This window comes from Isoptericola sp. NPDC056605 (genome assembly GCF_042792795.1).
Taxonomy (GTDB): Bacteria; Actinomycetota; Actinomycetes; order Actinomycetales; family Cellulomonadaceae; genus Isoptericola.
This window is the reverse complement of record NZ_JBHTVT010000023.1, coordinates 17281-38984: the sequence shown is the minus strand read 5'-3', so window position 1 is coordinate 38984 and position 21704 is coordinate 17281. Positions and strand designations below refer to the sequence as shown.

Below are 21704 nucleotides of genomic sequence, written 5' to 3'. Positions count from 1 at the left end.
CCCCACTTCGTCGTGACGTCGGCGGGGCAGGTGCCCCGGGCTCGTGTGAGCGTGGTCACGTTAACAGCGGGTCGGACGGCCGGGTCAAACCCGTCTCAGGGCGTGTCCCGGAGCCACACCCCGCGTGTCAGACGGCGGTGGGGACGTCCTTGACGGGCGGCCAGGGGGTGCCCGTGCCGGCCATGGACGCGTGGAACGGGTCGCCCTCGACGATCTCGCCGGCGCGGACGGTGGCGTCCGTGAACGCGGACTTGTAGATCGCCGCCGCGAGCTCGAGGGTGGCGCGGGTGTCCGCGACCGTGACGGGCGGAGTGCGGCCCTCGGCCAGCGCCCGGTACGTGGGCACGAGCTGCGCCAGGTGGCCGCTCGCGCCGCCGTCGACGGACGTCCCCGACGACTCCGCGTCGGCGGCCCACGCCTCGGCGACGTCCTCCCGCCCCGCCACGGGGGTGACGATCCAGCTCGTGTCGTCGTAGCCGTACAGGTGCTCCAGCTCGACGGTCGCGGCCTCCGTGTCGAAGCGCAGGCGCGACGTCTGGCGCGGCGAGACCGCGGAGTTCGTGATCGTCGCCATCGTGCCGCCCGCGAACCGCACCAGTGCCGTCGAGACGTCCTCGGTGTCGGTGTGCCGCGCGAGCCTGCCGGCCATCGCCCGCACCTCGGTCCACGGGCCGAGCACGGCCAGCAGCAGGTCGAACTGGTGGATGCCGTGGCCCATCGTGGTGCCACCGCCCTCGGTGTCGAACCGGCCCCGCCACGGCACCTCGAAGTACTCCGGCGTCCGGAACCAGAGCGTGTCGCACTGCGCGACGTACGCCGCACCGAGCGTCCCGTCGTCGAGCAGCCGGCGCAGCCGCTGGATCCCCGCGCCGAACCGGTGCTGCACGATCTGGGTGAACCGCCCCGGCAGACCGGCGTCGATCGCCTGCCGCTCCGCCGCCGCCAGGGCGTCGGCCTCCGCCAGCGACAGGACCGCCGGCTTCTCCACGACGACGTGCGCTCCGGCCCGCAGCGCCGCCAGCGCCGCCTGCAGGTGCACCGACGGCGGCGTGCAGATGTGCACGACGTCGACCTGGCCGGCGTCGAGCAGCGCCTGCAGGTCGGTGCCGTGGTGCGGCACGCCGTGCTCGGCCGCGAACGCGGCGGCGCGGCCCGCGTCGACGTCGACGACGTGCGTGACCTCCGCGCCGTCGGGCCCGCCGTGCGCGGCCAGCGCGCGGACGGCGTCGACGTGCGCGCCGGCGATCGCGCCGGCGCCGAGGATGGTGACCTTCATGGCTGCTTCTCTCTGCCGAGGTGGTTCCCGGCCGGCCGAGGTAGTCCCGTTCTCGCCGAGGTAGTTCATGACAAGGTGCCATGAACTACCTCGGCGATAACGGAACTACCTCGGCAGGAGTGGGACTACCTCAGCGACGGGACGGGGACCTGCGACCAGTCGGTGTCGGACGCCAGGTAGAACCCCGGGTACGACGGCTGGTTGTAGGTGGTCTGCTGCCGGGCCACCTCGGCCCGGTACTGCGGGTCGTGCAGCAGGGTGTACATCTTCGTGGTGCTCACCTCGGTGGACGTGTAGATCCGCAGCGCGGACGAGTCCGCGGTACGCACCAGCACCTCCTCGCGCCAGTCGCCCAGCACGTCGGCGACGAGCGACGGGTTGCCCTTGGTGTCGTTGTTCGTCAGCGTGCCGTCCAGCGTGCGGCGCACGGTGCCGTCGCCGTCCACGATCCGCGGGGTCTCCTCGCGCGAGCCGGTGACGATCTGGGTGGTGCCGTCGGCGGCCCAGCGGACGGTCTGGTTGGTGCCCGGCGTGGTGGCGCGCAGCTGCTCCCCCGTGGCGCTGAGCAGCCCGGACGCGTCGGTGCCGTCGGGCATCGACGCCCAGACCTCGATGCCGGGGGTGGGGTCGACGTCGCCGGTCAGGCAACGTCCCGTGTCCCTGCCGGAGAACGCGCCGAACAGCGCCTCGCCCGTGGCCGCGTCGCGCAGCACCGAGCCGTAGGGCACGCCCGCCCCGCCCTCGTGGCACGTCCAGATCTCCAGGCCCGGGCGGGCCGGGTCGATGTCGGTGACGTGCATCGCGTCGCCGTGCCCGAGGTTCGCCGTCGCCCCCGGGTTCGACGAGCCCTCGGGGAGCGTGTCGGACGACGAGTACAGCAGCGTGCCGTCGTCGTCGAGCGTCGCCGCCCCGTAGACGATCTCCTGCTTGCCGTCGCCGTCCACGTCCGCCGCGGACAGGGAGTGGAAGCCCTGGCCCCACAGCTGCGTCAGCTCGTTGTCGGGGTCCGGCTGCACGCCCTTGTTGTCGCTGTCCAGGAACGGGTTGTTCATCGGCTTGAACCCGGAGTCGGCGGTCCAGCGCGTGCTGATCCGCTTGCCGTCCCAGTCGTAGGCCACGATCGCGGCGCGCGTGTAGTAGCCGCGGGCGAAGATCGCCGACGGGTGCTCGCCGTCCAGGTACGCGACGCCGGACAGGAACCGGTCGACCCGGTTGCCGGGCTCGATCCGTGTCCACTCGTAGTCGCCCCAGCGCAGGCCGTCGTCGGTGCGGCCGGGCTCGTAGTCCACGGTGTCCAGGGGCTTGCCGGAGCGGCCGTCGAAGACGGTGAGGTACTCGGGACCGCTGACGACGAAGCCGTCGAACGTGCGCAGGTCGTTGCGGTCGGAGCGGGCGGGCGCCCACTCGTCGACGTAGTAGTCGACCAGCTCGCGCGCGTCGGCCTCGGACAGCGGGTAGTCGTACCGCGGCTCGATGCCGAGCGCCGCCTCGATCGTCGCGGGCCACTGGCCGCTCGCCACCTCGGGCTCGTCGGTCCAGCCCTGGAACAGCTCCACGAGGTGGTCCGCGTAGTCCGCCGCGCTCCAGCGGTAGTCGTCATCGTTCGTGACGCCGACCTTGCGGTCGGCCTTCGAAATCGGCACGTACCGCTCGTTCGCGGGCTTCCCGTGGCGGTAGGTCGTGACCTTCGTGCCGGGCGCGGTCTTCATCATGACCTCGGCGGTCCCGTCGCCGTCGAAGTCGTACACCGGGAACTGCGTGTAGTGCGCGCCCGAACGGACGTTCACGCCCATGTCGATCCGCCACAGCTGCGTGCCGTCCAGCTCGTACGCGTCGAAGTACGTGTTGCCCGTGTACCCCTTCTGCGACACGTCCTTGGCGCGCGACGGGTACCACTTCACGACGATCTCCAGCGCGCCGTCCCCGTCCAGGTCGGCCACCGACGCGTCGTTGGCGGAGTACGTGATCGGCTCCCCCAGCGGCGTCACGTCGTCGGCCGGCTTGTTCAGCGGGACGTCGAGGAAGTCGTCCGACCACGCGGTCACCGCCGCACTGCGCGTGCCCACCCGCTCCCGGCCGTGCTTGTCCTGCGTCACCGGCGCGACGGCGTAGCGCGAGGTCGCGCTGCCGCCCGCGTCCTTCGCGTCGACGTAGTTCGTGGAGTCCGTGACCGTGGCGACCCGCTTCCCATCACGGAAGACCGCAAAGTCCGGCCCGGCCATGCCCGTGTCCGTGTGCCCGGTGACCTCGTCACCCAGCAGCCGCCAGGACAGGAAGACTCCTTCGCTGGTCGAGGCGGCGACGAGCCCCCGGTCGAGGTGCTCCAGCTGGACGCCGGTCGGCCGGGGGTGGCCCCTGTCGTGCGCCGGTGTCGCGGCGGCGGAGACGCCGCCGACGGCGAGCACCCCCGCCGTCAGCGCGGCGACGGCACCCGCGGTGGTTCTGGTCGTTCGCATGGGTCGTTCCTCTCTGCATCGTTGCAACTCGGGATCGGACACCACCGGCCCGCCGTCGGGAACCGTGCGGTCCCCGACGGCGGCCGGAAGATCGTCAGGCCGGGCGGCCGCCGCGTCGGGTCTCGACGCCCACCACCGCGAGGGCGAGCAGGCCGCCCACCACCAGCACGAGCGGCGGCAGCATCCAGACGAAGACGACGCACAGCCCCGCCGCCACGGCGAGCAGCACCGACCCCGTGAGGTCGTCCTGGGTGCGTCGCGCGCCCGCCGCCAGCGCCTCGCGCGCGGTCAGTCCGGGGCCGTCACCGGAGACGGCGGGCTCCGACCAGGCGCCCGCCGCCCGGGCCAGCACGACGACGACGGCAGCCGCGGCGACCGCGACCACCACCGCGACGACGCTCGCGCCGGGCAGCACGTCCGTCCGCGCGAGCTGCCAGTCCAGGGCGAGCAGCAGGGCGACCGCGACGGCGGCGAGGCCGAGCGGCCACAGGGCCCGCACGGCCGCCCACCAGTCGCGGGCGAACCGGGCCACGCCGATGTCGTGGCCGGTCACCTGGCGGCGGACGTGCGCCACGCCCGCCGCCAGGGACGGCACCGCGGTGACCAGCAGCAGGCTGCCGAGCGCGACGAGCACGCCGGCCAGCACCACCTCGGCGAAGAGGCCGAGGGCGGCACCCGTCTTGGTCTCGCCGCCGCTCGTGGGGCGCTTCGCGCGCCCCCGACGCTCGCGACCTGAACCTGCCGCCATGTCCACCCCTTCTGTCGCCGTCCTCGTGCCGTGCCCCATCGTCAGCCCTTGAGGCCTTGGGTGGCGACGCCGTCGACGATGTAGCGCTGGAAGAGGATGAAGAAGATCATCACGGGCAGCAGGGCCAGGACGGCCATGGCCATCTGGGCGCCGTAGTCGGACACCGAGGTTTGGTCGACGTACAGGCGCAGCGCGATGGGCAGGGGGTACAGGTCGGGCTTCTTGAGGTAGAGCAGCGGGCCGAGGAAGTCGTTCCAGGACCAGATGAACGCGAAGATCGAGCTGGTGATGATGGCGGGGCGCATCAGGGGCAGCATGATCGAGCCGAAGATGCGCCCGTGTCCCGCGCCGTCGATGCGGGCTGCCTCGTCCAGCTCGCGGGGCAGGTTGCGCATGAACTGGACCATGAGGAACACGAAGAACGCTTCCCCGGCGAGGAACTTCGGTGCCAACAACGGGATGAACGTGTTCACCATGCCGAGCTCGTTGAACATGATGTATTGCGGGATGATCACGACGTGGAACGGCAGCAGCAGCGTGCCGATCATGATCGCGAAGAAGATGCCCCGGCCGGGGAAGTCGATCCGCGCGAACGCGTACGCGGCCACGGTCGAGGACAGGATCACGCCGATCACCGAGGCGACGGCGAGGATCATGGAGTTGCCGAAGAAGGTCCAGAACCCGACCCCGCCGATCCCGGACAACGCGGTCGCGAAGTTGGACAGCGACAGGTTGTCCGACCACAGGCTGATGTTCCCGATGATCTCGTTGGACGGCTTGAACGAGCTCATGAGCATCCACGCCGCGGGGTACAGCACCACGATCGTGCACACGACCATGAAGGCGTGGAACCCGACCGACCGGGCACCCTTACGCCGCTTGGCCGCCTGACGCAGCGAGGTATCCACCACACGCGTCTCGCGCACGGGTGCGGGCTGGGAGAGGGTCGGGGCGCTCATCGGTTGTCTCCGGAGTAGTGGACCCAGGCGTTGGACGTCTTGAACAAGATCGCGGTGATCACGCCGACCACGACGACCAGGACCCAGGCCATGGCCGAGGCGTATCCCATGTCGAACTGCGCGAAGCCCTTGATGTACAGGTACAGCGTGTAGAACAACGTCGAGTCCGCCGGACCGCCCGTGCCGCCGGAGATGATGAACGCCGACCCGAACACCTGGAACGCGCCGATCGTCTCCAGCAGCAGGTTGAAGAACAGCACCGGGGACAGCATCGGGATCGTGATCCGCCAGAACTTGCGGACCGGGCCCGCACCATCCACGGACGCGGCCTCGTACAGCTCGGCCGGGATCTGCTTCAACCCGGCGAGGAAGATGACCATCGGGGCGCCGAACGTCCACACCGCGAGCAGCACGAACATCGGCATCGTCTTGGACGGGTCACCCACCCAACCCCCGGCCGGCAGCCCGAACAGCTGCTGGATCCGGTCCACGATGCCGTCATCGATGAACATCGCCTTCCACACGATCGCGATCGACACGCTCGCGCCGATCAGGCTCGGGGCGTAGAAGATCGACCGGTACGCGCCCTGGCCGCGGTGCTTCATGTTCAGCACCATCGCGACCAACAACGCCGCCGCGAGCTTGATCGGCGTGCCGACCAGCACATAGATCGCGGTCACCTTCGCCGAGGTCCAGAACCGGGGGTCCTCGAACAGCTTCGTGAAGTTCTCCAACCCCACCCACGACGGCGGCCGGAACAAGTCATAGTCCGTGAACGCCAGATACAACGACGCCACCATCGGGAACGCCGTCAACACCACAAAACCCACCAACCACGGCGACAAGAACGCGAACCCCGCACCAGCCTCACGCCGGCGCTTGGCCCGCCCCCGCTCGGGGGACGCGTTCTGCGCCCCCCGAGCGGTGTCGAGCGTGGTGGTGCCCGAGGTCACCGCAGTCACGACTGCTTCACCGCGCCGTCGGCGAAGGAGAACCACTGCGTGACGAACTCGTCGACCGTGATGTTCCCGTACCCGAGCTCCTCACCGAGGCGCTTGAACTCCGCCTCGATCTCGCCGAAGCCCTCGACGGGCACGGGCGCGGCCTCGGTGACGACGTCCGCCACCTGCTCCTCGTACTGCACGACCTGCTCGTCCACCGAGCCCGGCTCGACGTCCATCGCGTCGATCTGCGCCTGGACGGCGGGGACGCCCTTCGAGGTGCCGAAGATCTTGCCGACCTCCGGCTCGTTGATGAGGAAGTCGATGAGCGCCGCGGCGGCCTCCGGCTGCTGGGTCTGCGCGGACGCGGAGAGCAGCATCGACGGCTTCCAGAACTGGGCCGGGCCGTTCTCGCCCGACGGGATCGGCAGCATCTGGATGTCCTCGCCCGACTCGGCCACGTAGCCGGCCAGGAAGTTGTCCCAGGTGGACTCGGAGGCGACCTCGTTGACGTGGAAACCGCCGAGGGGCTCGAGCTGCTTGTTCTTCTTGATCGGGTAGATCGCCTCGGAGTCGCGCAGACCCTGGCCCAGGTTCAGCCACTCGGTCATCTGCGCCTCGTCGAAGTTCAGCTTGCCGTCCTCGCTGAAGGGCTCGACACCCTGCTGGATGAGCCACTGCAGGAAGAACCAGAACGTCGCGGTGAAGTCGCCTCCGCCGTAGAGGGCCGGGTCCTCGCCGGCGCCCGCGTCGGTGACCTTCTGGATCCACGCGCTGTAGTCGTCCCAGGTGTACCCCTCGGCGAGCGGCTCGACGCCCACCTTCTTGAGCAGGTCGGCGTTGTAGAACGTGGCGAGCGTGTTGGTGCTCGTCGGGACGCCGTACTGCGCCCCGTCGATCTGACCGGAGGAGAGCAGCGAGTCGTCCACACCCTCGGTGTCGAGGTTCACGCCCACCTGGCCGCCCAGGTCGAGGAGCTGCCCCGTGGCGCCGTACTGGCGCAGGTAGGACAGATCCATCTGGATGACGTCGGGCAGCGCGCCGCCCGCGGCCTCCGTGGCGCGAGAGGTCCAGTAGCCGTCCCAGTCCTGGAACTGGGTCTGCACGGTGATGTTGGGGTGCTCCTCCTCGAAGAGGTCCACCGCCTTCTCGTACATCTCCGCGCGGGCCGGCTCGCCCCACCAGGCGAGCGAGATGGTGATGTCCTCGTCGGTGCTCACCTTCTCCGCGGAGCCCGGCTCCGCAGGGTCGGCGCCGCCTCCGCAGGCGGTGAGGGTGAGGGCGACGGCGACCGCCGCCGCGGCCGCGCCGGCGGCCTTCCGCGTGATCCTCATGTGAGCCTCCTCGCTCGTCGATCGTCCACGATCGTCGGCGGCGAGGACGCCCCGTTGACCCCTCGCACGGCTGCCGACTGAATCGATAAAACAGGATTCGGTAAGCGTTGTCCAGCCCCGAGGTGCTCCGAGTCACATCACGATCGCGCAACGAGCCCGGACGTGTTCCCGCGGCGACGGTCCGCCACCCGTCGACGGAAGGGCCGCCGATCCGGGGACGTGTGATCGCTCACATCCGGCGGGCAGCCTACGTCGCGGCACCGGCGTCGGACGAACCCGCAGGCGACGGGCGTCCATCCGCACGCGAGGCGGCAGCGGCTCCCCCGGGGCACCTGCCGCCTCGTGCGGGTGTCGCGCGTCAGACCTCCGCGAGCTGGGGCACCTGGGCCAGCACCGCGTCGACGAGCCCGGCGTCCGTGCCGGCCTCCTCGGGCAGCAGGCCCGGGAGCGCGAGCAGCGCCCGCGCGACGGCGGACGGCGACGCGGCCGCCGCATCGCCGTCCCCGGCGTCGGCCACCACGTCGGCGAGCTCTTGCGCCCGCGGGTCGTCGACCAGCCGGCCCGCGGCCGCCTCCCGGCGTACCACCTCGCTCCACGCCGCGAGCGCGAACGCCGCGCCCGCCGGGACCGCGCCCGCCGCCAGCCGGTCCGCGACGATGCCGCCCCACCGGAACGGGATCTTCTGGGTGCCGTCCATCGACACCTGGACCGTGGTGTGGCCCGTGGCCGGGTTGGCGAACCGCTCCAGCAGCGACTCCGCGTACGCGCGCAGGTCGGCGCCGTCGGGCGGGGTGAGCGTCGGCAGCGCGTCGTCGAGCATGAACCCGCGGGCGCGCTCGCGCAGCGCGGGGTCGGTCACGGCCTCCGCGAGCGTCGCGTGACCTGCCAGCCGGCCCGCGTACGCGAGCAGCGAGTGCGTGCCGTTGAGCAGCCGCAGCTTGGCCTGCTCCCACGGTGCGACGTCGTCGGTGAACGTCGCGCCCGCCTGCTCCCAGGCGGGACGCGGCCCGGCGAACCGGTCCTCGATCACCCACTGGCGGAACGGCTCGCCGACGACGAGACCCTCGTCGCGCGCACCGAGCTCGCGCTCCACCGCGTCGCGCTGCGCGGGCGTCGTCGCGGGCACGATCCGGTCCACCATCGAGCAGGGGAACGCGACGTCCGCCGCCAGCCACGACCGCAGCCCGGCGCCCAGCTCGCCCGGCAGCGCCGCGTCCACCGCCTCGGTCACGAGCCGCTCCAGGACGTGCCCGTTGTCGACCATGTTGTCGCAGGTCAGCACGGTGACCGGGCGCCGCTCCCCCGCGGCCTGCGCGGCGCGCCACCGGGCCGCGAGCCCGCGCACGAGCAGGCCGACCGCCGTCGTGCCCGGGACGGTGGCGTCACCCGCGGCGAGGGCATCCAGGTCCGAGCGCACCCGCTCGACGTCGAGCCCGCCGTCCGCGCCGCGGGCGTAGCCCTTCTCCGTGACGGTGAGCGTCACGACGTGCGTCGTGGGCGCCGCGATCGTCTCCAGCACCCGCGCGGTCTCCTCGGCCGGCCAGGCGACGTCGAGCACCGCCCCGACCAGGTCCAGCCGGGTCTCGTGCGTGCCCGCGGTGAGGACCGAGTAGGCGCCACCCTGCGGCCGCAGCTGGTCGCGCACGGAGGCCGACCGCTGCGTGACGCCGAGGATCCCCCACCGGCGGTCGTCCGTGGCGCGGGCGGCCAGCTCCGTGAACACCGCCTGGTGCGCCCGGTGGAACGCCCCGATCCCCAGGTGCACGATGCCCACCTGGTCGGGGGTCACCGGCGCCTCGAGGTGGGCGGGCAGGTGGGAGCGGTGCAGGCGGTCGGTCATGGTTCCTCCGTCGTCCGGCGGCGTCGCCGGGAAGATGCGTCCAGGGCTTGCAGGTCGTCGGTCAGGGGGTGTCGGGGGCGGGCCGCGGTGCCGCGGCGCGCGGAGGTGCGGTCGACCCGCGGACGACAAGCTCGACGGGGAGCGTCACGTCGCCCTGCAGGGCGCCGTCGTCCTTGCCCGGGCGCAGGACCAGCCGGTCGACGGCCACCCGGCCCGAGTCGCGCAGGTCGGTCCGCAGGGTGGTGAGGGGCGGGGACAGCAGCTCCGCGACGTACGCGTCGTCGCAGCCGACGACGGACAGGTCGCCGGGCACGTCGAGGCCGCGCACCCGCAGCCGCTCGACCAGGCCGACGGCCACGAGGTCGTTGAACGTCACGACCGCCGTGGCACGGGTGCCGACGACGAGGTCCGCCGCCGCGTGCCCGCCGGCGACCTGCGGCCGGTGCGGCCCGAGCTCCACGAGCTCGACGTCCCCCAGCCGCGCGGCGGCCGCGCGCAGGCCGGCGCGGCGGCGTCCGTCCGACCACGAGCGGGCCGGCCCGCCCACGTAGGCGACCTTGGCGTGCCCGAGGGCCCGCAGGTGCTCGAGCGTGCGCAGCATGCCCGCCTCGTGGTCGGCGACGACGGACGGCAGCCCGTCGACGTGGTGGTTGACCAGCACCACCGGCCGCCCCGCGAGCGCCTCGACGGTGCGCTCGACCGCGCGCGGGGAGCACAGGATGATCCCGTCGGTCTGCGGGGCCAGGCCCGAGACGGCCTCGGTCTCGAGCTCGGGGTCCTCGTCGGAGTCGACGACGAACAGGCCGACGCCCCGTTCCCGCGCCTGGGCCTGGGCGCCCTTGGCGATCGCCGCGAAGTAGGGGTTCGCGAGGTCGGGCACCACGAGCCCGAGCGCTCCGGAGCGGCCCGCACGGAGCACGCTCGCGGCCCGGTTGGGCCGGTAGCCGAGCTCGCGCGCCGCGGCCGTCACCCGGTCGCGCGTCGGCGCGGCGACCCGCTGCGGGTCGGTCAGGGCGCGCGAGACCGTCGAGATCGACACACCGGCCGCCCGCGCGACGTCGTGCACCGTGACCACGACCACCGTCTCCTCGTGCCCGCCGCACGCACCCGGACGATGCGAACGTTTGCCAGATCGTCGCACATCTCGCCACGCCATGTCTCCCCCTGGCGCCGGTTGCCTTAGGGATTCCATGCCCGGCGGTCGGCAGGCTACGATGCAAACGTTCGCATCCCATCTCGACGTTGAGGAGCCCCTGTGAGCGAGCGCTGGACCCTGCACCCCGACCGGGCACTGCCCTCCGACCCCGGATCCCGGGCACTGGCCCGCGAGATCTACGCCGCGGTGCGGGACCTGCCGATCGTCTCGATGCACGGCCACGTGCCCGTCGAGTGGTTCGCCGACGACGCGCCGTTCGGCGACCCGGCCCAGCTCGTCGTCGTGCCCGACCACTACCTCACGCGGATGCTGGTCTCCCAGGGCGAGACGCTCCCCCGCCTCGGCGTCGGCTCCACGGACGACGAGGCCGTCGAGACCGACCCCCGGGAGATCTGGCGCCGGTTCTGCGCCGGGTGGAAGCACTTCCGCGGCACGCCCACCCGCTACTGGCTGGAGCACGTGCTCGTCGAGATCCTCGGCGTCACGCAGCGCCCCTCGGCCGAGACGGCCGACGCCCTGTACGACCAGGTGGCCGCTCGCCTCGCCGAGCAGGACTTCCGCCCCCGCGCGCTGCTCGACGCCTTCAACATCGAGGTCATCGCCACGACCGACCCCGCCTGGGCGACGCTCGACGCGCACGGGAAGCTCGCCGCCGACGGCTACGGCGACCGCGTGCTGCCGACCTTCCGGCCCGACCCGCTGCTGCACGTCGACCGCGCGACCTGGCGCGACGACGTCGCGCGGCTCGGCGAGGCGGCCGGCGTCGACGTCACGTCCTACGACCGCTACCTCGAGGCGCTGCGCGCGCAGCGCGAGCGTTTCGTCGCCGCGGGCGCGCGGGCCACCGACCACGGCCACCTGTACGCCGACACGACGCCGCTGGACGACGCCGAGGCGCGCCGCATCCTCGACGCCGCGCTGGCCGGCACGGTCACGGCCGCGGAGGCGCAGGCGTTCAGCGGGCACATGCTGTTCCAGATGGCCGCGATGTCGGCCGAGGACGGCCTCGTGATGCAGCTGCACCCGGGCGTCCTGCGCGACCACGCCAGCGCCCCGTTCGCCGCCTTCGGTCCGGACAAGGGCTACGACATCCCGGTGGTCACCGAGTTCACGCGCTCGCTGCGCCCCGTGCTGGACGCCTTCGGCCACCACCCGGGCTTCCGCCTGATCGCGTTCACGGTGGACGAGGACGTGTACTCGCGCGAGCTCGCGCCGCTGGCCGGCGTCTACCCCGCGCTGCGGCTCGGCGCGCCGTGGTGGTTCCTCGACGCCCCCGACGCGATGCGGAGGTTCCGCGAGGCGGCCACCGAGACGGCGGGGTTCAGCAACATGAGCGGCTTCGTGGACGACACCCGCGCGTTCTGCTCCATCCCCGCGCGGCACGACCTGGCCCGGCGCGTCGACGCCGGCTACCTGGCCCGCCTGGTGGCGGAGCACCGCCTCGACCTGGACGAGGCGGTCGACGTGGCCACCGACCTGACCTACCGCCTGCCGCAGGCGGCCTACTCCCGCCCCTGACCGCTGCGAGCACGAGATCGGCCCACCGTCGGTCGCCGAACCGGGCCGGTCTCGTGCTCGCACGGTGATCGCGGCGACGGACGAGAGCAAGGAGTCACGCAGTGAAGATGGGTTTCCGCTGGTACGGCGAGGGCAACGACACGGTCACGCTGGACCACGTCCGGCAGATCCCCGGCGTGGAGACGATCGTGTGGAGCCTGCACCACAAGCAGGCCGGTGAGGTGTGGGAGCAGGAGGAGATCGACGCCGAGGTGGCGCGCATCTCCGGGCTCTCCGACGAGGCCCGGGCCCGCGGCGTGACCCGCACGCTCGACGCCGAGGTGGTCGAGTCGGTCAACGTGCACGAGTCGATCAAGCTGGGGCGCACCGTCCTCGGGCTGAGCCGTGACGAGGCGATCGAGAACTACGTGACCACGATCCGGCGGCTGGGCCGGGCCGGCGTCAAGGTGGTCTGCTACAACTTCATGCCCGTCTTCGACTGGCTGCGCACGGACCTGTGGCACCCGCTGCCCGACGGCTCGACCGCGCTGTTCTTCGAGAAGGCGGTCGTGGACGAGATGACGCCCGAGGGCCTCATCGCCGACATGGAGGCCGGGTCGCACGGCCTCACGCTGCCCGGCTGGGAGCCCGAGCGGCTCGCGGGCTTCACCGAGCTCAACGCCGCGTACGAGGGCGTCACGCACGAGGACATGTACACGCACTACCGGTACTTCCTCGACGCGGTGGTCCCGGCGGCGGAGGAGGCGGGGATCAAGCTGGGCGTGCACCCGGACGACCCGCCGTTCGACGTCTTCGGCTGGCCCCGCGTGGTCTCCACCCCGGAGGACCTCCAGCGCGTGCTGGACCTGCACCCGAGCCCGAACCACGGCCTCACGCTGTGCCTCGGGAGCTTCTCGGCGAACCCGGCCCAGGCGCCGATCGCGGCCGACACCGTGCGCCGCTTCATGGACCGCATCCACTTCACGCACGTGCGGAACATCAAGCACTTCCCGAACGGCGACTTCACCGAGGTGGCGCACCGCGCCTGCGAGGGCGACGTCGACACCACCGGCATCATGAAGGCCTACGCCGAGGCGGGGTACACGGGCTACGTGCGCCCCGACCACGGCCGCCACCTGTGGGACGAGAACACCACGAACAAGCCGCGGCCCGGGTACGGGCTGTACGACCGCGCGATGGGCATCCAGTACCTGCTCGGCGCGTGGGACGCGTTCCGCTACACCCGCTGACCCTGCCCCGCTGGTCGAGCGGGTCGAAACCGACCGAGAGGCCCCTCATGCCCGACGAGAAGGCGTCGCCGGCGCCGTCCGAAATCGTTGTCGAACCCGCCTGGCACGCGGCCTGGCTGCCCGACGCCGCGCTGGCCGCCGTCGGCCGCCGCCGGGTCGCGGTCGTCGGCCCGGCGGAGGACGACGTCCTGGTCACCGTGCTCCGCGAGGCGGAGCGTGCGACCGCCGCGCACGGCGGCGACGTCGTCGACCCCGACGGCGCCCCCGACCTCCTGCTCGATGCGCGAGCGGGGGGCGACGGGTTCCGCCTCGTGCGCGACGGCGGCCGGCTCACCGTGTCCGCGCCGACGGCGACGGCGCTGCTGCACGGCTGGTTCCACGTGGTGCGGCTCGGCGAGGCGGCGTTCACCGGGCCCGACGCCGACGAGCGGCACGCGCCCGCCTTCGCGCTCCGCGTGCTGGACCACTGGGACAACGTGGACGTGCACCCCGTGATGGGGCAGGTCGAGCGCGGCTACGCGGGCGGCTCGATCTTCTACGCCGACGGCCGGGTGCGCGACGACCTGTCCCGCGTGACCGCCTACGCGCGCCTGCTCGCCGCGACCGGGATCGACCGCGTCTGCATCAACAACGTCAACGTGCACGCGCGCGAGGCACGGCTGCTCACGGACGACCTGCCGGAGGTCGCCCGGATCGCCGCCGCCCTGCGGCCGTACGGCGTGCGCACCCACCTCGCGGTGAGCTTCGCCGCGCCGATGTCGCTCGGCGGGCTGCCGACGTCGGACCCCCTCGACGACGACGTCCGCGCCTGGTGGCGCGCCGCCGCCGACCAGGTCTGGGCCACGATCCCCGACTTCGGCGGCTTCGTCGTCAAGGCCGACTCGGAGGGCCAGCCCGGCCCGTTCGCGTACGGGCGCGACCACGCCGACGGCGCGAACCTGCTGGCCGACGCGGTCGCACCGCACGGCGGCGTCGTGCACTGGCGGGCGTTCGTCTACGACCACACGCAGGACTGGCGCGACCGCTCCACCGACCGCGCCCGCGCCGCGTACGACCACTTCGCCCCGCTCGACGGGCGGTTCGCGGACAACGTGGTGGTGCAGGTCAAGCACGGCCCGATCGACTTCCAGACGCGCGAGGCGGTCTCACCGGTCCTCGCGGGGATGCCCGCCACCCGGCTGGCCCTCGAGCTGCAGGTGACGCAGGAGTACACGGGCCAGCAGCGGCACGTGTGCTACCTCGCGCCGTGGTGGAGCGAGAACCTCGGCTTCCGGCCCTGGGGAGAGGGCGGTGCCGCGGTGCGCGACGTCGTCGCCGGCCGCGGACCTGGCGCCTCGGCCGCGGTGGCGGCCACCGGGAGCGGCGGCATCGCCGCGGTCTCGAACGTCGGCGACGACGTCTTCTGGACCGGCCACCCGCTGGCCCAGGCGAACCTGTACGCCTTCGGCCGTCTGGCCTGGGACCCGACGCTCGACCCGGCGGCGGTCCTGGACGAGTGGATCGGCCTGACGTTCGCCGGCCAGGACGGCGCCGTCGAGCCGCGCGTCCGCGAGGTGCTGCACGCCGTCCTGGACGCTTCGTGGCGCACCTACGAGTCGTACACCGCACCGCTGGGCGTCGGGTTCATGGTGCGGCCCGGCCACCACTACGGCCCGGACGTGGACGGCTACGAGTACACGCCGTGGGGCACGTACCACTTCGCCGACCGCGACGGCATCGGGGTGGACCGCACCCGGGCCACCGGCACCGGGTTCACGGGCCAGTACCCGGCGCCCTGGCGGGACGTCTACGAGGACCTCGCGACCTGCCCCGACGAGCTGCTGCTGTTCTTCCACCACGTGCCGTACACGCACGTGCTGCGCTCCGGCGTCACCGTGGTCCAGCACGTCTACGACACCCACTTCGCGGGCGTCGAGCGGGTGCGCGAGGCGATCGCGGCCTGGGAGTCGCTCGACGGGAGGGTCCCGTCCGACGTCGACGCCCGCGTCCGCGAGCGCCTCGCCGAGCAGCTGCGGTCGGCCGTCGAGTGGCGCGACCAGCTGAACACGTACTTCTTCCGCAAGTCCGGGATCCCCGACACCCACGGACGCACGATCTTCTGAGCGCCCGCACCGTACGGACGTGTCGTGCGGACGTGCGCTTGACCCTCCCCTCGGGGGAGGGTCGAAGGTGCTGCGCAGGAGGTGAGACCCACGACGTCCTTCACGATCACCGAGGTGGCCCGGCTGTCGGGCACCACGCTCAAGACGCTCTACCACTACGACCGGATCGGCCTGCTCGTGCCCGCTCGGGACGCGCGGAACGACTACCGGACGTACTCCGAGGGCGACCTGGAGCGCCTGCAGCAGATCCTGTTCTTCCGGGAGCTCGACGTGCCGCTGAGCGCGATCGCGGAGGCCCTGTCGGGTCGCGCTTCCCGGCTCGAGTGCCTGCGCGACCAGCGCGCCATGCTCCGCGCTCGCGGAGCACGGCTCGCCCAGGTGCTGGCGACGCTCGAGCGGGCCATCGCACACGAGACACAGGGAGACCCCATGCCCACCGACGACATGTTCACCGGGCTCGACCGCGCCGGGTGGCAGGACGCCCTCGCGGAGCAGGACGCGCACCTGCGCGACACGTACGGCGTCGAGCTCGGCACGGCCGACGTCGACGCCGACCGGATGAACGCGGCCGCCGCCGAGGCGACGGCGTTCATGACCTTCATGGCCGACGCCCTGCGCACCGGCCTGCGCGCCGACGACGAGTCCGTCACCACCGAGATCCGCCGGCATCTGACGGCCCTCGACGCCGTGCACCCGACGGACGCGGAGGCGTTCGCCGGCCAGGCGAGGTTCTTCGTCGCCGACGACTTCCACCGCCGGATGCTGGAGCAACAGCAGACCGGCCTGGCCTACTACCTGCTGCACGCGGCGGAGGAGTTCCGCGCCCGCGCGTAGGCGGCACGGCCGCGGGGAGCCTGTCGGCTCCCCGCGGCGCGTGCGCGGGTCAGCCCGCGGCGAGCAGCTCGAGGGTGTCGACGACGCGGTGGGAGAACCCCCACTCGTTGTCGTACCAGGCCACGACCTTCACGTGCCGGCCGTCGACGCGGGTCAGCAGGGAGTCGAAGATCGACGACGCCGGGTTGCCGGTGATGTCCGACGAGACGAGGGGGTCCTCGGAGTACTCGAGCACCCCCGCCAGCCGACCCTGTGCGGCCTCCCGGTAGGCGGCGAGCACGTCCTCGCGGGACACGTCGCGTGTGACGGCGGCGTTCAGCTCCACGAGCGAGCCCACCGGGACGGGGACGCGGATCGAGTCGCCCGAGAGCTTGCCGTCGAGCTGCGGCAGCACCAGCCCGATGGCCTTGGCGGCGCCGGTCGTGGTGGGCACGATGTTCACCGCCGCCGCGCGGGCACGGCGGGGGTCGCGGTGCGGGGCGTCCTGGAGGTTCTGCTCCTGGGTGTAGGCGTGCACGGTGGTCATGAAGCCGTGCTCGATCCCGGCGACGTCGTCGAGCACGGACGCGAGGGGGGCGAGCGCGTTGGTGGTGCACGACGCGTTGGAGACGATCGTGTGCGCCGCCGGGTCGTAGGCGTCGGTGTTGACGCCGGGGGCGAGCGTGACGTCCGCGCCGGCCGACGGCGCGCTCACGAGCACCTTGCGCGCGCCGGCGTCCAGGTGGCCGCGCGCCGCGTCGGCAGACGTGAACCGGCCGGTGGACTCCAGCACGACGTCCACCCCGAGGTCCCGCCAGGGCAGGGCGGCGGGCTCACGCTCGGCGAGCACCGCGACGCGGCGGCCGTCGACCACGATCGCGTCGTCGTCGGCCGTGACCGGGCGGCCCAGCCGGCCGGCGGTGCTGTCGAAGGCGAGCAGGCGTGCGAGCGCGGCGGGCGCGGTGAGGTCGTTGACGGCGACGAGCTCCAGGTCGCTGCCGCGCTCCAGCAGCGCGCGCAGCACGTTGCGCCCGATCCGGCCGAAACCGTTGATGGCGATGCGGGTCATGTGACCCTCCTTCCGTGTCGCCACCAGGCTCGCCGCCGTCGCACGGGCCGAACACCGGCGCGCACGCCACGGTCCGCAAGGATCTCGCCAGGCCGGGTCTCCGCTCTCCGGCCCGGAGCCTCACTCCCCGCGGGCGAACGTGCGCCGGTACTCGCTGGGCGTCGTGCCGAGGATCCGCCGGAAGTGCGCGCGGAGGTTCGCGCCCGTCCCGAGCCCGACGTCGGCGGCGACCTGCTCGACGCTGCGCTCCGAGCGCTCCAGCAGCTCGCGGGCGACGTCGATGCGGGCACGCAGCACCCAGGCCATCGGCGTGTACCCGGTGTCGTCGCCGAACCGCCGCGAGAAGGTGCGCGGCGAGACGGCCGCGTGCCGGGCCAGGTCCTCGAGCGTGAGGTCGTCGGTCAGGTGGTGCAGCACCCACTCCCGGGTGGCCGCGAACCGCTCCCCGAGCGGCTCGGGCACGCTGCGCGGCACGTACTGGGCCTGGCCGCCGCTGCGGTACGGCGCCGCGACCAGGCGGCGGGCGGCGTGGTTCGACGCCGCGACGCCCAGGTCGCCGCGCAGCACGTGCAGGCACAGGTCGATGCCCGAGGCGGCTCCCGCCGACGTGAGCACGCTGCCCTCGTCGACGAACAGCACGTTCTCGTCCACCCGCACCCGCGGGTGCTTGGCCGCCAGCGCGCGCGTGTAGTGCCAGTGCGTGGTGGCGCGACGGCCGTCGAGCAGGCCGGTCGCGGCGAGCGCGAACGCTCCGGTCGAGATCGCGGCCAGCCGGGCGCCGCGGGCGTGCGCGGCGCGGAGCGCGTCGACGACGGCGGGCGGCGGGTCGTCGCGGTCCGGGTGGCGGTAGCCGGGGAGGAACACGACGTCGGCCCAGGCCAGCGCCTCGAGCCCGTGGTCCAGGTGGTAGGAGAGGCCGTCCCCGCCGGCGACGAGCCCGGGCGCCGCGGCGCAGGCCCGCACCTCGTAGGGCATGCTCGGCCGCGTCGTGAAGACCTGCGCCGGGATGCCGACGTCGAGGGGCTTCGCGCCCTCCAGCACGAGGACGGCGACACGGCGCTGACGCGGTTCCGGCACCCGTCGAGCCTAGACAGGCCCGGGCCCGGGCGTGGTCAGCGGCCCACCGTGTCGAGGTCGGCCAGCTGCTTCCCGGTCAGCCGCAGGCGAGCGCCGGCGACGTTCTCGCGCAGGTGCGCCACCCGCGACGTCCCGGGGATCACCAGCACGTTCGGGGACCGCTGCAGGAGCCAGGCGAGGGCCACGCCGGACGGCGTCGCGCCTGCCGCGGCGGCGACCCTGGCGAGCGTCTCCGACTGCAGCGGGGTGAACCCGCCGAGGGGGAAGTACGGGACGAACGCGATGCCGTCCTCCGCGAGCCGGACGACGAGCTCGTCGTCGTCGCGGTGCGCGAGGTTGTACCTGTTCTGCACGCCCACGACCGGTGCGATCGTCCGCGCCTCGGCCACCTGCTCGGCGGTGACGTTGCTGACGCCGAGGTGCCGGACCAGGCCCTCCTGCTGGAGCTCCGCGAGCGTCTCGAACGCCTCGGCGACGGAGCCGGCACGCGGGCCGGCCGCGTCGCCCATGCGCAGGTACACCAGGTCGAGGGTGTCGACGCCGAGGCTCTCGAGGTTTCCCCGGACCTGGGCGCGCAGCTCCTCCGGGTGCCGCGCCGTGGGCCAGCCCCCCACGGCGTCGCGACGCGCCCCGACCTTGGTGGCGACCAGCAGGTCCGCGGGGTACGGGTGGAGCGCCTCGCGGATCAGCCGGTTGGTGACGCGCGGGCCGTAGGCGTCGCTGGTGTCGAGGTGCGTCACGCCGAGGGCGACGGCCTCGCGCAGCACCGCGACCGCCTCGTCGTGGTCGCGCGGCGGACCCATGACGCCGGGGCCGGCGAGCTGCATAACGCCGTACCCGACCCTGGAGACCGTGCGGTCGCCGAGGGTCCAGGTGCCGCCGGGGGCCGTGCTGGTCGTGGTGGTCATGAGGATGCCTCTCGTCAGGGGTCGGTGGCGTGCCGCGCACCGGGGCACCAGTCTTGGTGCCATGCTCTCTGTGAGGAAGTAGGCACCTGAGAGTGCGTTGCACCCCAGAGTGACGGCGGTGACGGCAACCGGTGAGGGAGACGAAGGATGACGACGATGCCGGCGGCCGAGCGGCGTGCCCGGGCGAAGGTCGAGTACGACGCGTTCCTGGCGGCGTGCCCCAGCCGGGAGCTGCTCGACCGGCTCTCCGACAAGTGGGTGGTGCTCGTCCTGTGCGCGCTCGGCGGCGACGGCGCGGGCGGCACCGGCGAGCCGCGCGCCATGCGCTACTCCGAGCTGGCGCGCCTCATCGCCGGCGTCAGCCAGAAGATGCTCACGCAGACCCTGCGCTCCCTCGAACGTGACGGCCTGGTGACGCGCACCGTGGTGCCGACGGTCCCCGTCACGGTCTCCTACGAGCTCACCGACCTCGGCGCGTCGCTGCACGGCACGACCCGCCTGCTCAGGGCGTGGGCCCAGAACCACATGGACGACGTCGCCTCCCGGCGCGAGGAGCACGACGCCCGCCGCGAGAGCGCCGCGACGTGAGGGACGACCGGGGCTACGCGCGGTCGGCCGGGCGGGAGCGCGGGGAGACGATGCCGGACTCGTAGGCGAACACGACCAGCTGGGCGCGGTCGCGGGCGCCGAGCTTGGTCATCGCGCGGCTGACGTGCGTCTTCGCGGTCAGCGGGCTGAGCACCATCCGCGCGGCGATCTCGTCGTTGGACAGCCCGTGCGCGACGAGCGCCACCACCTCGCGCTCGCGCGGCGTGAGCAGACCGAGACCGTCCGCGGCGATCGCGTCCGGTGGGCGCGCGACGAACTCGCTGATCAGCCGGCGCGTGATGGCCGGGGACAGCAGCGCGTCGCCCCGCACGGCGGCGCGCACGGCCTCGACGAGGTCGGCGGGCTCGGTGTCCTTCACGACGAACCCGCTCGCCCCGGCCCGCAGCGCCTCGAACACGTACTCGTCGATGCCGTAGTTCGTCAGCACGACGACGTGCACGCCCGCCAGCGCGTCGTCGGCGGCGATCTGCCGGGTGGCGGCGATGCCGTCCATCCCGGGCATCTGGACGTCCATGAGCACGACGTCGGGCCGCAGCTCGCGCGCCAGGCGGACGCCGTCCTCCCCGTTGGCACCCTCGGCGACCACCTCGACGTCGTCCTCCGCGTCGAGCAGCGCCCGGATGCCGGAGCGGATGAGGGCCTGGTCGTCGACGAGGCCGACGCGGATCACCCGCGGGCCGCCGGCTCGTCCGCGGCCCGCGCGTCGTCCGGGGCCCCCGGCCGTGCCCGCCCCGCCGGCAGCGGCAGCGTGACGCGCACCGAGAACCCGCCGCCGGTCCCCGGCCCGGCATGGAGCGTCCCGCCGAGGGCGGCGACGCGCTCGCGCATCCCCGTCAGCCCGTGCCCGGGCTCCGGCTCGCCGGGTGCGCCGCGGCCGTCGTCGTCGACGTGCAGGGTGAGCTCGCGGGCCGCGAACGCCACGCGCACGGTCGCGGCCGCGGCGGCCCCGCCGTGCCGGGCGACGTTGGTGAGCGCCTCCTGCACCACGCGGTAGGCGGCCTGGTCGGTCTCGGCCGGCAGCGCGCGCCGGACGCCGAGGAGCCGCACGGTGGTGGGCACCCCCGCGGCCTCCGCGCGCTCGACGAGGGCCTCGAGCCGGTCGATCCCGTTCCCGTTCGGCTCGCCGTCGCGGCGCAGCACGTCGAGGGTCGAGCGCAGCTCGCGGGCCGCGTCGGTGCTCGCCTCCTGGATCGCGAGCAGCGCGGGCGGCGGCTCCTCGCCCCGCTTGCGCGCGAGGTGGGCGGCCACGCCCGCCTGCACCTTGATCACGGAGATGCTGTGGGTCAGGGAGTCGTGCAACTCGCGCGCGATGCGCAGCCGCTCCTCGACGGCACGACGCCGTGCCACCTCGTCGCGCGTGCGCTCGGCGTCCTCGGCCCGCTGCTCCACCTCGCGCACGTACGCGCGCCACTGCAGCACCGCGACGCCGGCGACGCCGAGCGAGACCAGCCAGCCCGCCGCGAGGATCCGCTCCCGTGCCCGTCCCGTTCCCATCCCGGCAGCGTAGGTGCGGCCGCGGAGCCGCCGCATCCGGCGCGGGGAGCACCCTGCGCGTACTCCCCCCGCGGTACGACGACGCCCCGTCGCCGACCGGACCGGTAGCCGCAGGTGTCGCCGACGGGCGGACGCGCCGAGGACACCTCGCCGCGAAGGATCGGACCACGGAACG

Annotated in this window: 18 protein-coding genes; 5 read left to right on the top strand and 13 right to left on the bottom strand. The window is 73.2% G+C overall.

Annotation, left to right across the window (positions count from 1 at the left end):
* Nucleotides 1-127 precede the first annotated feature (127 nt).
* The 8 genes from ACFQ8Y_RS19105 to ACFQ8Y_RS19070 all read right to left on the bottom strand — a co-directional run bounded on the left by ACFQ8Y_RS19105 (nucleotide 128) and on the right by ACFQ8Y_RS19070 (nucleotide 10629).
* Complete coding sequence (locus tag ACFQ8Y_RS19105) at nucleotides 128-1276, bottom strand: Gfo/Idh/MocA family protein (protein WP_430586443.1); 1149 nt, start codon at nucleotides 1274-1276, stop codon at nucleotides 128-130.
* Nucleotides 1277-1401: 125 nt separating this feature from the next.
* Nucleotides 1402-3732 carry a rhamnogalacturonan lyase gene (locus ACFQ8Y_RS19100; protein WP_430586442.1) on the bottom strand — a complete coding sequence of 777 codons (2331 nt, stop codon included), beginning with the start codon at nucleotides 3730-3732 and terminating at the stop codon, nucleotides 1402-1404.
* Between the two features lie 94 nt (nucleotides 3733-3826).
* Entirely contained in the window at nucleotides 3827-4480 is a 654-nt protein-coding gene (locus ACFQ8Y_RS19095; RefSeq protein WP_430586441.1) for a hypothetical protein, read from the bottom strand.
* Between the two features lie 41 nt (nucleotides 4481-4521).
* On the bottom strand, nucleotides 4522-5439 hold the full coding sequence (locus ACFQ8Y_RS19090) for a carbohydrate ABC transporter permease (protein WP_430586440.1): 918 nt from the start codon (nucleotides 5437-5439) through the stop codon (nucleotides 4522-4524).
* Nucleotides 5436-6392 (bottom strand): carbohydrate ABC transporter permease, encoded by a 957-nt coding sequence (locus ACFQ8Y_RS19085; protein ID WP_430586463.1) that lies wholly within the window; start codon nucleotides 6390-6392, stop codon nucleotides 5436-5438. The genes ACFQ8Y_RS19090 and ACFQ8Y_RS19085 overlap by 4 nt, the downstream gene beginning before the upstream one ends.
* Nucleotides 6393-6397: 5 nt before the next feature.
* Nucleotides 6398-7714: an ABC transporter substrate-binding protein gene (locus ACFQ8Y_RS19080; protein WP_430586439.1), complete on the bottom strand. Its 1317-nt coding sequence runs from the start codon at nucleotides 7712-7714 to the stop codon at nucleotides 6398-6400.
* A 358-nt stretch (nucleotides 7715-8072) separates the two neighbouring features.
* The gene (locus ACFQ8Y_RS19075; RefSeq protein ID WP_430586438.1) at nucleotides 8073-9554 is read right to left on the bottom strand and encodes a mannitol dehydrogenase family protein; all 1482 of its coding nucleotides are present in this window, start codon (nucleotides 9552-9554) and stop codon (nucleotides 8073-8075) included.
* Between the two features lie 61 nt (nucleotides 9555-9615).
* On the bottom strand, nucleotides 9616-10629 hold the full coding sequence (locus tag ACFQ8Y_RS19070; protein WP_430550740.1) for a LacI family DNA-binding transcriptional regulator: 1014 nt from the start codon (nucleotides 10627-10629) through the stop codon (nucleotides 9616-9618).
* A gap of 180 nt (nucleotides 10630-10809) precedes the next feature.
* Between ACFQ8Y_RS19070 and uxaC the strand changes: the two genes are divergently transcribed.
* From uxaC to ACFQ8Y_RS19050, 4 genes are all read left to right on the top strand, one after another.
* Nucleotides 10810-12228: a glucuronate isomerase gene (gene uxaC, locus ACFQ8Y_RS19065; RefSeq protein WP_430586437.1), complete on the top strand. Its 1419-nt coding sequence runs from the start codon at nucleotides 10810-10812 to the stop codon at nucleotides 12226-12228.
* 107 nt (nucleotides 12229-12335) lie between these two features.
* Nucleotides 12336-13457 carry a mannonate dehydratase gene (gene uxuA / locus ACFQ8Y_RS19060; RefSeq protein WP_430550778.1) on the top strand — a complete coding sequence of 374 codons (1122 nt, stop codon included), beginning with the start codon at nucleotides 12336-12338 and terminating at the stop codon, nucleotides 13455-13457.
* 47 nt (nucleotides 13458-13504) lie between these two features.
* Entirely contained in the window at nucleotides 13505-15559 is a 2055-nt protein-coding gene (locus tag ACFQ8Y_RS19055; protein ID WP_430586436.1) for an alpha-glucuronidase, read from the top strand.
* Between the two features lie 81 nt (nucleotides 15560-15640).
* Entirely contained in the window at nucleotides 15641-16393 is a 753-nt protein-coding gene (locus tag ACFQ8Y_RS19050; RefSeq protein ID WP_430586435.1) for a MerR family transcriptional regulator, read from the top strand.
* Between the two features lie 49 nt (nucleotides 16394-16442).
* Here the strand turns inward: ACFQ8Y_RS19050 and gap are convergent, their stop codons facing one another.
* The 3 genes from gap to ACFQ8Y_RS19035 all read right to left on the bottom strand — a co-directional run bounded on the left by gap (nucleotide 16443) and on the right by ACFQ8Y_RS19035 (nucleotide 19426).
* A complete protein-coding gene (gene gap / locus ACFQ8Y_RS19045; RefSeq protein ID WP_430564549.1) occupies nucleotides 16443-17441 on the bottom strand; it encodes a type I glyceraldehyde-3-phosphate dehydrogenase in 999 nt (332 codons plus the stop codon).
* Nucleotides 17442-17561: 120 nt separating this feature from the next.
* Entirely contained in the window at nucleotides 17562-18518 is a 957-nt protein-coding gene (locus tag ACFQ8Y_RS19040) for a GlxA family transcriptional regulator (protein WP_430586434.1), read from the bottom strand.
* A gap of 35 nt (nucleotides 18519-18553) precedes the next feature.
* On the bottom strand, nucleotides 18554-19426 hold the full coding sequence (locus ACFQ8Y_RS19035; RefSeq protein ID WP_430550746.1) for an oxidoreductase: 873 nt from the start codon (nucleotides 19424-19426) through the stop codon (nucleotides 18554-18556).
* A 147-nt stretch (nucleotides 19427-19573) separates the two neighbouring features.
* Between ACFQ8Y_RS19035 and ACFQ8Y_RS19030 the strand changes: the two genes are divergently transcribed.
* Nucleotides 19574-20014, top strand: coding sequence for a winged helix-turn-helix transcriptional regulator (locus ACFQ8Y_RS19030; protein ID WP_430564547.1), 441 nt, complete (start codon nucleotides 19574-19576; stop codon nucleotides 20012-20014).
* 13 nt (nucleotides 20015-20027) lie between these two features.
* Here ACFQ8Y_RS19030 and ACFQ8Y_RS19025 read toward each other — a convergent pair whose 3' ends face one another.
* Both ACFQ8Y_RS19025 and ACFQ8Y_RS19020 read right to left on the bottom strand, forming a co-directional pair.
* Nucleotides 20028-20705, bottom strand: a complete 678-nt coding sequence (locus ACFQ8Y_RS19025; RefSeq protein WP_430550748.1) for a response regulator — start codon at nucleotides 20703-20705, stop codon at nucleotides 20028-20030.
* Complete coding sequence (locus ACFQ8Y_RS19020; RefSeq protein ID WP_430586433.1) at nucleotides 20702-21529, bottom strand: sensor histidine kinase; 828 nt, start codon at nucleotides 21527-21529, stop codon at nucleotides 20702-20704. The genes ACFQ8Y_RS19025 and ACFQ8Y_RS19020 overlap by 4 nt, the downstream gene beginning before the upstream one ends.
* Between the last annotated feature and the right edge of the window lie 175 nt (nucleotides 21530-21704).

Excerpts from the sequence above, each read along its gene's own strand:
- ACFQ8Y_RS19095 (WP_430586441.1), bottom strand. The coding sequence starts at position 4,480 with ATGGCGGCAGGTTCAGGTCGCGAGCGTCGGGGGCGCGCGAAGCGCCCC.
- ACFQ8Y_RS19035 (WP_430550746.1), bottom strand. The coding sequence starts at position 19,426 with ATGACCACCACGACCAGCACGGCCCCCGGCGGCACCTGGACCCTCGGC.
- ACFQ8Y_RS19090 (WP_430586440.1), bottom strand. The coding sequence starts at position 5,439 with ATGAGCGCCCCGACCCTCTCCCAGCCCGCACCCGTGCGCGAGACGCGT.
- ACFQ8Y_RS19105 (WP_430586443.1), bottom strand. The coding sequence starts at position 1,276 with ATGAAGGTCACCATCCTCGGCGCCGGCGCGATCGCCGGCGCGCACGTC.
- ACFQ8Y_RS19055 (WP_430586436.1), top strand. The coding sequence starts at position 13,505 with ATGCCCGACGAGAAGGCGTCGCCGGCGCCGTCCGAAATCGTTGTCGAA.
- ACFQ8Y_RS19020 (WP_430586433.1), bottom strand. The coding sequence starts at position 21,529 with ATGGGAACGGGACGGGCACGGGAGCGGATCCTCGCGGCGGGCTGGCTG.
- ACFQ8Y_RS19100 (WP_430586442.1), bottom strand. The coding sequence starts at position 3,732 with ATGCGAACGACCAGAACCACCGCGGGTGCCGTCGCCGCGCTGACGGCG.
- uxuA (WP_430550778.1), top strand. The coding sequence starts at position 12,336 with ATGGGTTTCCGCTGGTACGGCGAGGGCAACGACACGGTCACGCTGGAC.
- ACFQ8Y_RS19075 (WP_430586438.1), bottom strand. The coding sequence starts at position 9,554 with ATGACCGACCGCCTGCACCGCTCCCACCTGCCCGCCCACCTCGAGGCG.
- ACFQ8Y_RS19080 (WP_430586439.1), bottom strand. The coding sequence starts at position 7,714 with ATGAGGATCACGCGGAAGGCCGCCGGCGCGGCCGCGGCGGCGGTCGCC.
- gap (WP_430564549.1), bottom strand. The coding sequence starts at position 17,441 with ATGACCCGCATCGCCATCAACGGTTTCGGCCGGATCGGGCGCAACGTG.
- ACFQ8Y_RS19030 (WP_430564547.1), top strand. The coding sequence starts at position 19,574 with ATGACGACGATGCCGGCGGCCGAGCGGCGTGCCCGGGCGAAGGTCGAG.